15 protein-coding genes are annotated in these 14,565 nt (G+C 66.9%); 6 read left to right on the top strand and 9 right to left on the bottom strand.

The window, feature by feature from the left end; all coding sequences use genetic code 11:
• Window positions 1-16: 16 nt before the first annotated feature.
• The 3 genes from AC1RQC_RS09535 to AC1RQC_RS09545 all read right to left on the bottom strand — a co-directional run bounded on the left by AC1RQC_RS09535 (window position 17) and on the right by AC1RQC_RS09545 (window position 2,926).
• Window positions 17-1,381 carry an MFS transporter gene (locus AC1RQC_RS09535; protein ID WP_492372243.1) on the bottom strand — a complete coding sequence of 455 codons (1,365 nt, stop codon included), beginning with the start codon at window positions 1,379-1,381 and terminating at the stop codon, window positions 17-19.
• Window positions 1,382-1,668: 287 nt separating this feature from the next.
• The gene (locus tag AC1RQC_RS09540; protein ID WP_492811217.1) at window positions 1,669-2,022 is read right to left on the bottom strand and encodes a VOC family protein; all 354 of its coding nucleotides are present in this window, start codon (window positions 2,020-2,022) and stop codon (window positions 1,669-1,671) included.
• 76 nt (window positions 2,023-2,098) lie between these two features.
• Window positions 2,099-2,926 carry a DUF6597 domain-containing transcriptional factor gene (locus AC1RQC_RS09545; protein ID WP_492883293.1) on the bottom strand — a complete coding sequence of 276 codons (828 nt, stop codon included), beginning with the start codon at window positions 2,924-2,926 and terminating at the stop codon, window positions 2,099-2,101.
• 146 nt (window positions 2,927-3,072) lie between these two features.
• Between AC1RQC_RS09545 and AC1RQC_RS09550 the strand changes: the two genes are divergently transcribed.
• From AC1RQC_RS09550 to AC1RQC_RS09560, 3 genes are all read left to right on the top strand, one after another.
• Window positions 3,073-3,834 carry a metallophosphoesterase gene (locus AC1RQC_RS09550; RefSeq protein WP_492372245.1) on the top strand — a complete coding sequence of 254 codons (762 nt, stop codon included), beginning with the start codon at window positions 3,073-3,075 and terminating at the stop codon, window positions 3,832-3,834.
• Window positions 3,835-4,111: 277 nt separating this feature from the next.
• Window positions 4,112-4,582: a MarR family transcriptional regulator gene (locus AC1RQC_RS09555; RefSeq protein ID WP_492372246.1), complete on the top strand. Its 471-nt coding sequence runs from the start codon at window positions 4,112-4,114 to the stop codon at window positions 4,580-4,582.
• A gap of 49 nt (window positions 4,583-4,631) precedes the next feature.
• Window positions 4,632-5,120 carry a hypothetical protein gene (locus AC1RQC_RS09560; RefSeq protein ID WP_492372247.1) on the top strand — a complete coding sequence of 163 codons (489 nt, stop codon included), beginning with the start codon at window positions 4,632-4,634 and terminating at the stop codon, window positions 5,118-5,120.
• A 34-nt stretch (window positions 5,121-5,154) separates the two neighbouring features.
• Here the strand turns inward: AC1RQC_RS09560 and AC1RQC_RS09565 are convergent, their stop codons facing one another.
• Entirely contained in the window at window positions 5,155-6,072 is a 918-nt protein-coding gene (locus tag AC1RQC_RS09565; RefSeq protein WP_492372248.1) for a LysR family transcriptional regulator, read from the bottom strand.
• 163 nt (window positions 6,073-6,235) lie between these two features.
• On the opposite strand from AC1RQC_RS09565, the gene AC1RQC_RS09570 reads away from it, so the two are divergent.
• Together AC1RQC_RS09570 and AC1RQC_RS09575 are read left to right on the top strand one after the other, a co-directional pair.
• Window positions 6,236-7,216: a tripartite tricarboxylate transporter substrate binding protein gene (locus AC1RQC_RS09570; RefSeq protein WP_183033087.1), complete on the top strand. Its 981-nt coding sequence runs from the start codon at window positions 6,236-6,238 to the stop codon at window positions 7,214-7,216.
• 11 nt (window positions 7,217-7,227) lie between these two features.
• A complete protein-coding gene (locus AC1RQC_RS09575) occupies window positions 7,228-8,685 on the top strand; it encodes a M81 family metallopeptidase (protein WP_492883067.1) in 1,458 nt (485 codons plus the stop codon).
• A 104-nt stretch (window positions 8,686-8,789) separates the two neighbouring features.
• Here the strand turns inward: AC1RQC_RS09575 and AC1RQC_RS09580 are convergent, their stop codons facing one another.
• From AC1RQC_RS09580 to AC1RQC_RS09600, 5 genes are all read right to left on the bottom strand, one after another.
• On the bottom strand, window positions 8,790-9,110 hold the full coding sequence (locus AC1RQC_RS09580) for a high-potential iron-sulfur protein (protein ID WP_492372251.1): 321 nt from the start codon (window positions 9,108-9,110) through the stop codon (window positions 8,790-8,792).
• 360 nt (window positions 9,111-9,470) lie between these two features.
• Window positions 9,471-9,845 (bottom strand): RcnB family protein, encoded by a 375-nt coding sequence (locus AC1RQC_RS09585; protein WP_492372252.1) that lies wholly within the window; start codon window positions 9,843-9,845, stop codon window positions 9,471-9,473.
• Window positions 9,846-10,219: 374 nt separating this feature from the next.
• A complete protein-coding gene (locus AC1RQC_RS09590) occupies window positions 10,220-11,401 on the bottom strand; it encodes a methyl-accepting chemotaxis protein (RefSeq protein ID WP_492883069.1) in 1,182 nt (393 codons plus the stop codon).
• 121 nt (window positions 11,402-11,522) lie between these two features.
• Complete coding sequence (locus tag AC1RQC_RS09595; RefSeq protein WP_492883071.1) at window positions 11,523-12,251, bottom strand: FadR/GntR family transcriptional regulator; 729 nt, start codon at window positions 12,249-12,251, stop codon at window positions 11,523-11,525.
• Window positions 12,252-12,382: 131 nt separating this feature from the next.
• Entirely contained in the window at window positions 12,383-13,705 is a 1,323-nt protein-coding gene (locus AC1RQC_RS09600) for an MFS transporter (RefSeq protein ID WP_492372283.1), read from the bottom strand.
• Window positions 13,706-13,963: 258 nt separating this feature from the next.
• Here AC1RQC_RS09600 and AC1RQC_RS09605 point away from each other — a divergent pair, with 258 nt between their 5' ends.
• Complete coding sequence (locus AC1RQC_RS09605) at window positions 13,964-14,506, top strand: ureidoglycolate lyase (protein WP_492826871.1); 543 nt, start codon at window positions 13,964-13,966, stop codon at window positions 14,504-14,506.
• Window positions 14,507-14,565: the final 59 nt, after the last annotated feature.

A 14,565-nucleotide genomic window follows, 5' to 3' on the forward strand; every position in this document is an offset into this window, starting at 1 on the left:
AACTACCGGCGGCCGGTCACTCGCCCGAGGGCCGCAGCGCGGCCGCGCCCGGCTCACGCGTGATCAGACGCAGCCCGCTGGCGATGCTGGCCACGCCCGCGAAGCCCGCGCCGATCGCCAACGCCAGGGTGGGGCCGTGGCGGCCCGCAATGCCGAAGCTGAGCGCGACCAGCGCCGCACCGGTTGCCTGGCCGAGCAGGCGCGCGGTGGCAATCACGCCACTGGCGCCGCCAGCGCGCTCGCGCGGCGCGCTCGACATCAGTGCCTTGAGGTTGGGCGACTGGAAGAAGCCGAAGCCCGCGCCGCAAATCGCCATGCGAATGCCGATATCCAGCGCGCTGGGATGCGCCGGCAGCAGCGCCAGCGACACCATGCCCATGCACATCACCGCCAGCCCCACGCCGCCAAGCAAACCCGGCGCATAGCGGTCGGACAGCCGCCCGGCCAGCGGCGCCATCAGCGCCACCACCGCCGACCACGGCGTCATCAGGAAGCCCGTCTCGATCGGGCTGCGCCCCAGCACGCTCTCGAAGTAGAACGGCAGCGACACGAAGGCCAGCCCCTGCGCGGCGAACGAGCAGATCGCGGTCATGGTCGACAGCGCGAACATGGGCCGCTTGAGCAAATCGATGGGCAGCATCGGCGCGGGATGTCCACGCTCGCGGCGCAGCAGCAGCACGAACGCCACCAGGAACAAGGCCAGCGCCGCCAGCGACTGCCCCAGCGGCGCGCGTTGCGCGCCCTCGCCCAGCGCAAAGATCAGCGAGGCGAACATCACCACGTTGAGCCCCGCGGCGACGCGGTCAAAGCGGTGCGCGCCGCGCACCGTCTGGGGCAGCGCGGGCCAGGCGATGTAGAGCGCCAGCAAGCCGATCGGCAGGTTCACGGCAAACAGCCACGGCCACGGCCCCAGCGACAGGATGATCGAGGCCACCGTGGGCCCCACCGCAAACGACACGCCAACCACCAGCGCGTTGAGCCCGACGCCACGCCCGAGCCGATGCGGCGGAAAGATCGCGCTGATCAGCGCCGCGTTCACGCTCATGATGGCGCTGGCGCCCACGCCCTGCAGCAACCGGGCTGCCACCAGCGTGGGCAGCGACCAGGAAAGCGCGCAGACCACCGACGCGGCGATGAACAGCATCAAGCCGCCGAGATACACGCGCCGGTGCCCGACGATGCCGCCCAGCGCCGCGAACGGCAGCAGCGTGGCCACCATGGCGAGCTGGTAGGCGTTGATGACCCAGACGGATGCCGCCGGGGTGGCATGCAGCGAGGCCGCGATGTTGGGAAGTGCGGTGTTGGCGATTGCCGTATCGAGCGTAGCGAGCGAGACCGCCACCAGGATGGCGGCCATGCCGCGGCGCTCCAGCGACGTCATGGGCGCATCCGCCGCGCGAGAGGGGAGATTGGATTCTGCTGTGTTCGACACTGTCTTTGCCAGTTACCGCCGCGCCCGGGAAGCCGCGCGCGATGCGCCGGCGCCCTGCCCGATTGTTTGATACATGCACCATGGCTCACCCTCCCGATGCGAGAGAGGGCATGGCAAGCCGACACAATACGGGATAACGCGAATATCTGCAGGCGACGGCGTCGCCGGCAGATAGGCAAATGGCCGAGTTGACCGCCGAAAAGACCGCTAAGGCAGCGCCAGGCGACGCGCCTGCGCTATGCCGCCGACCACACCGCCAGCTCGTAGCCGTCCGGGTCGCGGAAGTGGAAACGCCGCCCGCCCGGGAACGAGAAGACCGCCCGGACCACGGTGCCGCCGGCCGCCTCCACGCCCTGCTGCGCCCGTGCCAGATCATCCGCGTACAGGATCACGAGCGGCCCGCCGGGGCGGACCTCTTCGCCGGTGGTGAAGCCGCCGGTCAGCCGGCCATCGCTGAACTCGCAGTAGGCGGGGCCGTAGTCGGTAAAGGTCCAGCCAAAGGCTGCGCCATAGAACGCCTTGCTGCGCGCGATGTCGCTGACGTTGAACTCGATGTTGTCGATCTGCCGGTCCTGACCTCTGGTGCCCATGGCGAACTCCCTGGTGATGGATAAGGAACACCATTTTCACCCGGATGCCGTGGCAAAGCTTGAACAAAACGGCCAATCAAGCCTTTGGCGCGCACAACTGGCGCAGCAGGGCCGACGCCGTCATGCCGCACAGCGACTGGATCTCCCGGCTCAGGTGGGCCTGGTCGGCGTAGCCCGCATCCGCCGCGAGCGCGGCAAGCCCAAAGTCGGACCTGTCCGCCCTGCCTGCCCGGTTGCCTGCCCTGCCGCCTGCCCGCTGCGTCGATGCCAGCGCCAGCGACAGCGCACGCTGGAACCGCAGGATCCGCTCCAGCGTCTTCGCGCCATAGCCGAAATGCTCGACGCTGCGGCGCCGCAGCGTGCGCTCGCCAAGGCCCAGCCGGCGCAGGAGCAGGGGAATCGTCTCGCCCGCCATGCCGGCGTTGGCCTGCACCAGCGCGAAGATGGCTGCCGCCTCGCGGCTCGGGGCGTCGACGCTCAACGCCGTCCGCGCCAGTTGGCTCTGGAATACTTCCACCTCGCGCCCTGCAGCCGCGGCCTCCTCCATCCTCCCGGCAAATTCCCGCCCACGCGCGCCCCACAGATCAGCCAGCTCGACCTGGCTCCCGACGATCTCCGACATGGGCAGGCCCAGCCAGGGCAGCGCCGCGCCCGGTTGAAAGCGCGCGCCCAGCACCACCACGCCGGGCGTCAGGTCCGGCCGGGCCGCGGTGATGTCAGGCCCGACCACCAGCAGCCGGCCGGCGCGCCAGAGCACATCCACGCAGCCGTCCGGCACGACGGCGATCGCACCGGCGTGGTCAGTTGGCAAGGCACTGGTCCACACGCACTGGAAGTGCGGCTGGAGTTCAGGCCGGGGCCGGGCTTCGCAGTAGTGCCCGACCGTGCCTGCCAGCGCGGGAATGTCCGGTGAATGTCGCGAATCCGGCTGTTGCATTACTCTGTGGGTCCCCGCAGACGTTGATGGCGATTCATGGCGATTAATGGCGATGGATTGCAATCCAGGCATGGCGCCGGAATTGGCATCGCCAGCCCCCCAAGGAGAGACGCATGAAAATTGGCCTGGTTTCGGACCTGCATCTTTCGGTCTATCCGATGGACTTTCCGAATCCCGATGTCGACGTGATGATACTGGCTGGCGACATCTGGCGCCCCCGGGAAGCCATGGCATGGGCCGCGGCCGCCACCCTGCCCACCCTGTACGTGGCTGGCAACCACGAGTTCTACGGCAGCGACCTGGCCACCACCATGGACGCCCTGCGCGCCGGCGCGGCCGGCACGCAGGTACAGGTGCTGGAGCGCTCGGAATGGCATTACCGTGGCGTGCGCTTTCTCGGCTGCACGCTGTGGTCGGACTACCGCTTGTTCTCCTCCCCGCAGCAGCGCGAAGATGGCCTGCGCGACGCCCAGTCACTGATGCGCGACTTCTCCCGCATCCGCGTTGCGCCGGATTTCGAGGAGCGCTTCACGCCCGCCACGTCGCAGGCGCTGTTCAGGGATTCGGTGGCCTGGCTGGCGCAGCGGTTCCAGGCGCCCCACGACGGCCAGACCGTCGTCATCACGCACTTCGCGCCGTCGCCGCTGAGCATCAGCCCCAAGTTCGCCGGCTCGCACCTCAACGCCAGCTTCGTCTCCGACCTGCGCCAGGAAATCGCGGCATGGCAGCCTGCGCTCTGGGTGCATGGGCATACCCATGACAGCTTCGACTATCGCCTGGGCGCCACCCGCGTGGTGTGCAACCCGCGCGGCTACGCACGGGATGGCAAGCTCGAAAACCCGGGTTTCAATCCGGGCCTTGTCATCGAGCTGTAAAGCAACGCCGGCCAGCAACCGCACCGAAGTTCGCGGCGCGAACGCCGGCGTGATGCGCACCGGACAAGCCACTTGGGATTTTCCCTTGGTTTGCGCTGCGTAATGCACTGCCAGACCTTTCGGCCCGCAGGGGCACTTCGCCATGGCAGAAGTTGTCTGCTAATGTCTGCTCCGCAGGAAATCAAGGCAGGCGACGCCCGCCGCATCCCCTGCGCCGCCCGGGCCGGCCACGCGCCGGCCCCTGGTCTGGCAAGCCCGAAAGACAGGAGATAAAGCAATGCAGCCTAAGGCTCTCGAACCGACGGAATCCGTACTTCTTGCTTTGATGGACAGCGTGCGCGAATGGCAGCGCGTGCTGGACCAGACTCTGTGCGATGCTGGACTCGACTATCCGAAATGGATCTTGCTGCGCGCTATCCGCCAGGAAGAGTTTGTTCGCCATGAGCCTTACCTGGGCCTGATGCCGATATCCGCGGCGCACTCGGAAAGCCTGCTGGACGCCTTGCACGCCGACGGCTGGATCGCATACGATCCCGCCGGCCAGCCGTTGATTCCCGCGCGCGCCGAGCCCAAGGTGGACCGCGTCTGGAAAGGGTTGAAGGCGCTCCACTCCGTCTCCGTGGCCCCCTTCAGCACCGAGGAACGCCACGCGCTGACGGCCTCGCTCAGGCGCATGAAGGCCACGTTGCACGACCACAGCGTGCGGCTTGGGCGCCAGGCGGAACGCCGGGTGGAACTGGCGCACTGAAAATAGATAAACAGACAAGCAAACCAACAAACAACAAACCGGAACCCCGATGCTCCCTGCCGCACCCAGCGCCGATATGACGAATGACATGCCGCCTCCCGCCGTGGTCTGCCATTGGATAAGACGGCTGCTGCGGCGCGCGGAGCTGGCGCAAGATCCTCGGCGGGTGCAATTGGCGGCGCAAGACCCCGGTATTGCGCAAGCCGTCCGCTACGCTGCCGACCCCGCCTACATCACCGCGTATCCGGCCTGGCCCCGCGCCACGGCCTTGGCGCAGGCCGCCGGCCTGGGCGAAGCCGGCACGGAAATCCTGGCATTCCTGATCGCCGCCGAGACGTCCCCGCCGCTGCAGAGGTGCCTTGCCGCATTTGGCCCGTTGACGCAAGAGCGCATGGCTTCGGTGTTGGCCACGGCGCTGTACCGGCCAATGGCCGTCGTGACCCAGGGCCTTGCGACAGCCACCGCGCTTTGCCGCGCGGCACGGCTCGCCGCGGCGCCAGCCACGGCGAGCCTGTCCCAGGCATCCATGCCGAGCTAAGCCACGGCCACGCCTGCGAGCAGCCCGCCGGCCCTCATTGCCCGCCACCAAACAACGGCGACGCTTCGATGCGCTCAAGCATGCCGCGTGCCGCGCTGGTCAGCGGCCGGTTGGCCCTGACGATCAGGCGCGACTGCGCGGCCTCGAAGATGGGGTTGGTGGTGCGCAGCGCCACCAGCTCGCCCCTGGCGACTTCCGTCACCACGGAATTCGAGGAGGTGAAGGTCAGGCCAAGGCGGCACTCGACATAGCGCTTGAGCGTGAGGATGGAGTTGGCGACGAAGCTGGGCGTGAGAACAATGTTCTCGGACAGCTCGGCCATCTGGATCAGCTGGCGCAAACCGAATCCCGGCGCCATCAGCGCCACCGGATAACGCGCCACGTCCTTCAGGGCGGGCCGTTTGCGCTGCCGCGCAAGCGGATGGTCCGGCCAGGCGATCACGCACAGCGGATGCGTGCGCGCCGTGACCACGCGAACGGCGGGATCCGCGGGCGCGCCGAACAAGACGCCGATATGCGCGTCGTCGTGCGCCACCGCGCGCACGGCGTCGGAGGCGCCCGCCACCTTGAGCGAGACGCGGATGCCGGGATATTGCCGGCAGAACGCATCCACCACCCCGCTCATCAGGATATCCACAAAGCCCTCGCTGGCCACCAGCTGGATATCCCCGCGCTGCAGGCCGTTCACTTCATCGAGCCGGGCCATCAGCGCTTGTTCGCTGGCCTGGCGGTCGCGGCAATGGTCCATCACGATGGCGGCCACCTCCGTGGGCACGATGCCCCGGCCTTTGCGCTCCAGCAGCGCCACGCCTAGCTCGGTCTCCAGCAGCTGAATCTGCCGGCTGACGATCGACGGCTCCACGCCCAGTCGCTCGGCCGCGCCGCGCACCGACCCTGTGTTGACCGCTTCGAAGAAATACTGCAGGCGCCGCGCGCTCAGTCCGCCTTCCATGTTCCGTTCCTGTTTCACGTTTCCTGACTGGCTCAAACTCCGCCAATCGTTGCCAAATAGGCAACAATTTCCCGGCAAGCTTACATTGATTCGGACGACTGGAATTGCGAATAATGTGCGGGCGGCAAATCCGCGACCACGATCCCCTTCGAGCAAACAAAGCATGAAACCCTTCGCTTCAATCCTGGCAGCCGCAACCTTGGGCGTGCTCTGTCACCAGGCCGCGGGCGCGGCGCCGCAAGACCCCGCGTACCCGGTCAAACCCGTGAAGATCGTGGTCGGTTACGCGCCCGGCGGCTCCTCCGATGCCGTGGCGCGGCTGGTGGCCAACCGGCTTTCGGAACGGCTCGGGCAGAGCTTCGTGGTCGAGAACCGTCCTGGCGCGGCCAGCAATATCGCGGCGGCCGGCGTGGCGCGCTCGCCCAATGATGGCTACACCATCCTGCTAGGCTCCAATGCCAGCACCATCAATGTCTCGCTGTACAAGAAGCTGCCCTTCGACTTCCAGAAGGACTTCGCGCCGGTGGTGCTGCTCACGCGCTTCCCGAACATCATGGCGGTGAACCCGTCGGTGCCGGCCACGACGGTGGCGGAGTTCATCAGCTATGCCAAAGCGCATCCCAAGGGCATCTTCTTCGCGTCGTCCGGCGCGGGCTCGTCCACGCGCCTGTCGGCCGAGTTGTTCAAGATGATGGCGGGCATCCAGATGGAGCACGTGCAGTACAAGGGCAGCGCGCCGGCGCTGACCGACCTGATGGCGGGCCAGGTGCAGGTGATGTTCGATACGGCGCCATCGGTCATGCCCCTGATCAAGAGCGGCAAGCTGCGCGCGCTGGCCGTGACCAGCGCCAGCCCGCAGCCCTTCGCGCCGGAGATCCCCACCGTGGATGCGGGCGGGTTGAAGGGCTATGAAGTGGTGTCGTGGTATGCGCTCTTCCTGCCCGCTGGCACCCCGGGCAGCATCGTCGATACGCTGAACAAGGAAGTCAACGCGATCATGGCCGAGAAGGAAACCCGCGAGAAGCTCGCCGCGATGGTGGCGACGCCGGGCGGCGGCACGCCCGAGGCGCTGCGCCAGTTTGTCGGCTCGGAAATCACCAAATGGGGCGCGGTGGTCAAGGCCTCTGGCGCCACCGCGGACTAGGCCGGCAGATCATGCGCGTTTTTACCGGCTCGCTGGCCACCGAGACCAACACCTTCGCCCCGCTGCCGACCGCGCTCGATGCGTTCGTCGACCGCGGCTACTTTCCCGCAGGCACGCACCCGCCGGAGATGACCATGTTCAGCGGCCCGCTGTGGGCCGCGCGCGAACGCGGCCGCGCGCGCGGCTGGGTGGTGATCGAGGGCATGGCCGCGGGCGCGCAGCCCGGCGGCGTCACCACGCGTCACGCCTATGAGGCGCTGCGCGATGAACTGCTCGGCGACCTGCGGCGGGCGCTGCCCGTCGACATGGTGGTGCTGGGCCTGCACGGCGCCATGGTGGCCGATGGCTACGCGGACTGCGAGGGCGACCTGCTCACCCGCGTGCGCGCGCTGGTTGGCCCCGGCGTGGTGATCGGCGCCGAGCTGGACCCGCACTGCCACCTGTCGGATGACATGGTGGCGCATGCCGACATCCTGGTGGCCTACAAGGAATATCCGCACACCGATATCCGCGAGCGAGCGCTGGAGCTGGTGGACCTATGCGCGGCGCAGGTGGCGGGCCACATCGCCCCCGTGGCGGCGGTGGCCGACTGCGCGATGGTCGTCACCATCCGGACCAACCAGGAGCCGGCACGCAGCTACGTCGACCGGCTGATCGCACTGGAGGGACACGACGGCATCCTCTCGGTCTCCGTGGCACATGGCTTCCCGTGGGGCGACGTGCCAGACATGGGCACCAAGCTGCTGGTGTACGCGAATGGCGATGGCGCAGCCGCGCACCGGCTCGCGCGGCGCCTGGCCGACGAGCTGATCCGCATGCGCGAGACCCTGACGCCCGCTTACCCTGGCCCGGATGCGGCCATCGACCAGGCGCTGGCATTGGCCAAGGCGCCGGGCGGCGCGCCCGTGGTGATCGCGGATGCGGCCGACAACCCCGGCGGCGGGGCGGCGGGCGATGCCACGTTCCTGCTGCATCGCCTGCGCGCGCGTGGCATCGGCAACGTGGCGGTGGGCCCCTTGTGGGATCCCATCGCTGTGCGCATTGCCTTTAGTGCCGGCGTCGGCACGCGGCTGGCGCTGCGCATCGGCGGCAAGGTCAGCCCGATGTCCGGCGAGCCCATCGACCTGGCTTGCACCGTGAAGGCGCTGGTTCCTGACATGATCATGACGGGGCTGTCGGGCGCGCCGGCGGCGGTGGGCAACGCGGCGCTGGTGGAGGCGGATGGCATCGAGATCGTGCTGATCACGCGGCGCGCGCAGGCGCTGGACACCGATGTCTTCACGCAGCTCGGCTGCCGGCTGTCCGAAAAGACGCTAATCATCGTCAAATCCGCGCAGCACTTCCACACCGCGTTCTCGCGGATCGCGCGCCATGTCATCTACGCGGACGCGCCAGGCTCGGTCTCGCTCAATTTGCGCTCCCTGCCCTATCGGCACATTCGCCGGCCCAAGTGGCCGATCGATGCCTGAACGAAAAAAGGCGGCGCACGCGCCCAGACGCGCGAGCGCCGCCTTCACGGCATCAAGCCTCCATCAACCTGCATCAACCTGCATCAACCTGCATCAAGCTTTCTTCACGCTTTCTTCACCCACGCACTGCACCAGCCCTTGGTCGCGACCTGCTTGCCGGCGAACAGCGGGCAGCCGCCGCTTGCGTCCGCCGCCTTGCCCTGGAAGAGCTGGCAGTTGCCGCAATGCTGGCTGGTGTCATGCTTCGGGTACTTGGCCTTGTCCACCTTCGACGAATCCGCCTTGTAGCCAAGGCCGACCGCCTGCGGGTCCTTTTCATCCACCATCGGGCCGCTTCCCTGCGCCCGGGCTGGCAGGGAGACACCCAGCGCGCCGGCCGCCGCGATGATCGGAATGCCTTTCAAGAAATGACGACGAGTTGACATCTTTAATCCTCTTTTTTCTGTGGGGGACAAACCGGACAGGGCCGCGCCTTGTGCAACCACGCAAGCCCCCGTCCGTCAACCATCGGCGCGCCCATGACGGCGCGCGCCAGATACCAGCCCGGACGCAGGCTACGCCCCAGCAAAAAACCAAGTGTCAGACACGTCGATTCAAAGTGCGCGCAGCCGGCACCCGGAGCCGCCATCGTGGCCGGCTCCAGGCTTGTATCCCGATTGAGTTTAGACGACGCCGATTACGTCGACGTTGCGCGTAGTCATGGAATGCGATCGATCCATGCCCTGCGCGCACCCGGAATCCGGCCGCAGGATCGTATGAGGCCGGATCAGGCAGGGAAGAACGTTCTAGCGCCGTCCGCCCACATCCACAATCGCCCCATTTGGCGCGACCATGTAGTAATCCGCGCCAATGCCAACCCAGTGGTGGCCCTTCGATGGCTTCGGCAGTTCGTGCGAACGCCAGTCATCCACCACATATTGGCGATCACGGTACTCCGCGGGGAGCCTGTCGCCCTTATGCCACTGGCCCGGCCCGCTACGCGCGTTGTCACGGTCGTCACCCGGCCGCCCACGGTCATCCCGGTGCGGCTGCGGCTGGCCCCGGTATTGGTAGCCACGGTCAGAGTCGCGGTCCGGCTGCGCAGAACTTTGGGCCGAAACCAGGAACCCGCCGGCGAGCATCACGCCCAACAGCAGTTTGCTTCTCACGGTTTTCGTCATCAGGCACTCCTTTTTATTAGCCGCTGTAGCCACGCTGGCCGCGGTGGCCGCGCTGGCCCTGGCAGGACATCGTCAACAAGGCCAAAAGCACGAACAGTCCACGCGAATGGCTTGTCGCCATGGACTGGCTCGCAACTTCGATGCCCGATTGAAGAATAGTGGCTGCGGCGCAGGATGCCGCCGAGAAGCGCCGCATCGGGCGCTCATCATGCTTGCGCGGAGGAAAAATGAAGTGCGGAGGGAGACAGGCAAGAACACGATGGCGGTAAATGCCCACCATCCGTGTAAGAAATACAAGCCGATTTGACCAGGACGCGGCACGCAAGCCGCGCCCGCATCACAAGGCCTGCCGCCAGCGATCAGGCGTGCGCGCCCTACAGCGTGCCGGCAAAGCGGTGTTGCCCAGGGGCGTCGTCGTCGGGGGTGGCTTCCAGCTTGAACTCGCCCACCGCGTTCTGCAACTGGTGCGCCTGTTCCGCCAGGGCAGACGCGGCGGCGGCGGCTTGCTCCACCAGCGCGGCGTTCTGCTGCGTGACCGCATCCATTTGCATCACGGCTTGATTGACCTGCTCGATGCCGCCGCTCTGCTGCGCCGATGCCACCGAAATCTCGCCCAGGATGGTGGTGACCTGGCTGGACGCCGTCACGATCTCGCGCATGGTCTGGCCGGCATGCTCCACCCGCGCGGAGCCGTTGCGCACCTGCTCAACCGAATCGCCGATGAGACCGCGGATTTCCTTGGCGGCCGCGGCGCTGCGCTGCGCCAGCGTGCGCACCTCGCCGGCCACCACGGCAAAGCCGCGCCCTTGCTCGCCCGCGCGCGCCGCTTCCACGGCGGCATTGAGCGCCAGGATATTGGTCTGGAACGCAATGCCCTCGATCACGTCGATGATGTCGACGACCTTCTTGGAGCTGGCGCTGATCGCCTGCATGGTTTCCACCACCTCGCCCACCACGGTGCCGCCGCGCTGCGCAATATGCGAGGCATTCGCCGCCAGTTCATTGGCCGCGTGCGCGCGCTCGGTATTCTGCCTGACCATGGCGGTCAGCTCGCCCATGCTCGATGCGGTTTCCTGCAGCGCCGAGGCCTGCTCCTCCGTGCGCTGCGAGAGGTCGGCATTGCCGGCGGCGATCTGCTTGGAGGCGTCGGAAATGGAATCGGTCGATTCCTTGATGCGGGTCACCAGGTCCGTGAGCATGTCCTCCATCTCGCCCATGCCGGCCAGCAAGCGGCCGAACTCGCCCTTGCGCTCGGTTTCGAATTCCTTGCTGAGGTCGCCGGAGGCCACGGTCTCGGCGATATAGACAGCCTCGCCTAGCGGCTCGGCGATACTGCGCGCAATGCCGTAGGTGAAGGCGGCGCCAACCAGAAGCGCGACAAGCCATAGGGTAAACATCAAGGTACGCGCGCCGTCGATGGCCTGCTGCGCGCCGCCGCCGCTCGCACCAGGCAGGCGGTCCAGCCCGGCCGCGATTGCCGCGGCCATCAAGAGCAAAACCACCGCGAATCCCACGCCAAGGCGCGTACGGATGGTCAGGTTGGCAAATGACATCATTGCTGCATCTCCCCTTTTTTATGTGGACTCCGCCTGCGTCGTCGCCTGGATAACGGCGATGCACGCAGAAACTTTAGGAGAAATCCTGGATGCCTTTATCGGCTCCGTCCGCAAGGCCCGCTCAGCCGGGGAGATGGCCCGGCGCCGCCTCGTCGCCCGCGCGGCTGCCCGCGGGGAAATGCACGCCGGCGCGCTGGGCCGCCCGGACGATGTGATCCGACATGGCGCGCTGGGCCAGGCTGGCATCGCCCGCGGCCAAGGCGTCGATGATGGCGCAATGCTCGGTGTAGGTGGCATGGCGGCTGCCGCGCTGGTAGAACGGCAAGCGCTGGCTTTCCTGCATGACGTCAGTGCTGTTGCGCAGGATATCGGCGATGGCGCGGTTGCCGGCGATCGCGATGATGCGCATATGAAAATCAAAGTCCAGCCGGGCGGCCTGCGTGAAGTCGGACGCGTCGATGCACACCCGCATGGCCTCGGTGTTCTCGCGCAGGGCGTCGATGTCTTCCGGCAGCAGCGCCGCCGCGGCCAGCCCCACGGTGAAGCCCTCCAGCGCGAAGCGCAACTGGTAGATATCGGTCAGCGAATGCGATTTGGAGAAACGCCATGGCGGTGGTGCGCCGTCGCCAGCGTCGGCGGCCACGTACACGCCCTTGCCGGGGCGCGAGACCACCAGCCCGAGCCCCTGCAGCGTGGACAACGCCTCACGCAGCGAGGTGCGGCTGATGCCGAGCTGCTCCGACAGGTCGCGCTGCGAGGGCAACAGCGATCCGGCCGGATACTTGCCGCCCTCGATCCACTCGCGGATCAGGTTCGCGGCGTTGGCGGAGATGGCGGTAGCTGTGACCATTGGGTGCGATGAAGTCCTGCGCGGGATCGTGAAAGATGGAGGCCGGCGCTTGCCGCCGGATTGACGGCAAATTGTACTCGACGACCCGCCCGGAGCACGCCCCGGGCAGCGCCATCGCATACCTGCCTGACTTACTTGTTCACCAGCCGCGCCGGTACCGTATAGGTCAGCGCCGCGCCGCAAAGCAGCACGCCAGCCAGCACGAACATGGCCAGGTTGGTGCTCTGCGTCGCGTCCTTGATCAGGCCGATCATGTAAGGGCTGACAAAGCCCGCCAGGTTGGCAAACGAGTTGATCATGGCGATGCCGGCAGCGGCACCCGCGCCGGACAGCAGCGCGGTCGGCAGGCTCCAGAACAACGGCGACGTGGCCAGGCTGCCGCCCGCGGCGAGCGCCAGTGCGGCGAGCGAGAGCACCACGTTGTCGCTGAAGATCGCGCTCAGCGCCAGGCCGGCTGCGCCGCAGCAAAACGGCACGATCAGGTGCCAGCGGCGCTCGCGCATGCGGTCGGAGCTGCGGCTGACCAGGATCATCGAACACACCGCGACGGAGAACGGGATGGCCGTCAGCAGGCCGATATTCAGCGCGCCGCTCACGCCGGCCTGCCGGATCAGGGACGGCAGCCAGAACGTCAGCCCGTACTGGCCCATCACCGTGCAAAAGCAGATGCAGGCCATCTTGATGATGCGGCGGTCCGAGAACAGCTGCCGCATGGTCATGTGCCCGCCTTTGGTGGCGTTCTCGTTGGCGATGTTGCGCTCCAGCAGGTCCTTCTCGCCCTGCGTGAGCCAGCGCGCCGAGCGGATGTTGTTGTCCAGGTAGGCCAGCACGGCAACGCCGACCAGCAGCGAAGGCAGCGCTTCGATCAGGAACATCCATTGCCAGCCGCGCAGCCCCGCCACGCCCTGCATGGACTCCATGATGAAGCCGGAGAGCGGGCCGCCAAAGATGCCCGACACCGGGATCGCGCACATGAACAGCGCCACCATGCGCGCGCGGCGGTGCGACGGGAACCAGTAGGTCAGGTACAGGATCATGCCGGGGTAAAAGCCAGCCTCGGCCGCGCCGAGCAGGAAGCGCAGCACGTAGAACTGCGTGGTGGTCTGCACGAACACCATCGCCGCCGAAATCACGCTCCACATGATCATGATGCGCGAGATGGTCGCCTTGGCGCCGATGCGGTGCATCAGCACATTGCTCGGCACTTCAAAGAAGAAGTACCCGATGAAGAACAGGCCTGCGCCCAGCCCGTAGGCGGACTCGCTGAACTGCAGGTCGCCAAGCATATGCAGCTTGGCAAACCCCACGTTGACGCGGTCCAGGTAGGCCACGACATAACAGAGCATCAGGAACGGCAGCAGGCGCCACGCAACCTTGCGGTAGACGGCGTTTTCCTGCGCCGCCGCCGCGCGGGCGGCGGCGGGCTCGGGGGCTAGCGATGGGGCGGTGGTCAGGGACACAGCGGTTTCCTCCTCAGGTGGCTCGGCTTGTTATCTCAACTGGTATTACCAGTCTGTTTTCTTGGAGATGGCGAAGGATACGTCCCAGCGTTTCTCTGGAAAAGCAGCGTAAACCCTGTGATAAAAGCGTCTTGACGCCAGTCATTGACAATCGGATACTGGATCTACTGGTATTACCAGTTGATCCACGGAGGTTGGCCAAGCGCCTTCCCCGGCCACTTCTTACCCATGACAAGAGGAAAAAGGAAAAACGTGTCTGCTCCCGACGAGAAGGCGATCCAGCCCCCACTGCCATCCCAAGCGCCGGAGCGCCTGCGGGTGGAGCCACTGACCGTAGCCGCATTCGCCCCGTTTGGCGATGTCATCGAAAGCGAGGGGCGCGCGCCGATGGTGATCAATGGCGGCATGACGCTGCGCTACGACGACCTTGCCAGCGTTGACGTCGGCACGCAGGGCGGCCGGGCGCTGATCAGCTTCTTCGACGCGCAGCCTTATGCGCTGCCGCTCGGCATCCGCGCCATGGAGCGGCATCCGCTGGGCAGCCAGGCCTTCGTGCCCCTGGACGAGGCCGCCTTCCTGGTGGTCGTGGCGCCCGTTGGCGACCAGATCGACGAATCGGCCATCCGCGTGTTCGTCACCAACGGCAGGCAAGGCGTGAACTACAAGCGCGGCGCCTGGCATCACTCGCTGATCGTCACGCAAGGCACGGCGCGCTTCCTGGTGGTGGACCGCGGCGGCGAGGGCCACAACTGCGACGTCACCGAGCTGCGCGGCAACTACCTGGTGGCGGGGTAAAGGCGTCGTCGCCTGTTGCGAGCGGGGTCCAGGACTGCACCGGCTTGATCCCCCCTGCT

It is taken from the genome of Cupriavidus sp. GW822-FHT03E04, assembly GCF_058801495.1.